The sequence below is a fragment of the Mycobacterium sp. E787 genome (assembly GCF_001668725.1).
Classification (GTDB): Bacteria; Actinomycetota; Actinomycetes; order Mycobacteriales; family Mycobacteriaceae; genus Mycobacterium.
The window spans coordinates 1-695 of sequence record NZ_LZKL01000114.1; the positions used below are offsets into that span (position 1 = coordinate 1).

Annotated in this window: 1 pseudogene; it reads right to left on the bottom strand. The window is 71.9% G+C overall.

The window, feature by feature from the left end:
- Positions 1 to 695 (bottom strand): annotated as a pseudogene (locus tag A5705_RS22165) (HAD family hydrolase); the annotation flags it as partial.

Sequence of the window (695 nt, forward strand, 5' to 3'; positions counted from 1 at the left end):
TTGTCGCCGGTGGCGATCTTCACCTCGATGCCCAGTTCGGCCAGCTGTGCCAGCGACTGGCGCGCCGCGGGTTTGGGTTCGTCGGCGAAGACCAGAAAGCCGGCCAGCGTCAGGTCGTGTTCGTCGTCGGCGGTGAGCTCCGTCAGCTCGGCGGCCGGGCGGGTGGCGACGGCGACCACCCGCCGTCCGGCGGCGAACAAGTCCGCCAGGGTCGCATCCGCGGCCGCCGGCGTCCCGTCGCACCGGTCCAGGACCTGTTCGGGGGCGCCCTTGACGACGAGGAGGCGGTTGCCGTCGTCGTCGACCAACACCGACGTCGCGCGCCGCTCGTGGTCGAACGGCAGCAGCGCGACGCGGCGCACCGCGCCGCCCACCAGTTGCTGTGGCTGCGGGGAGTCCCACAGCGCGGCGTCGAGCGGATTGGCGCTCACCACACCGGATTCCGGGTCGACGTCGGTGGCCAGCAGCCCGAGCCGCCGGACCGGCTCGGCCGGCGCACCGGCCGGATCGATCGTGCCGACCAGGCGGATGCGGCCTTCCGTCAGCGTGCCGGTCTTGTCGGTGATCAGGATGTCGATGTCGCCCAGGTCCTCGATGCACACCAGGCGTTTGACGAGCACCTTGGCCTTGGCCAGTTGCCGCGAGCCGGTCGCCAGGCCGGTGCTGACCACCGCGGGCATCAGCTGCGGTGTGAT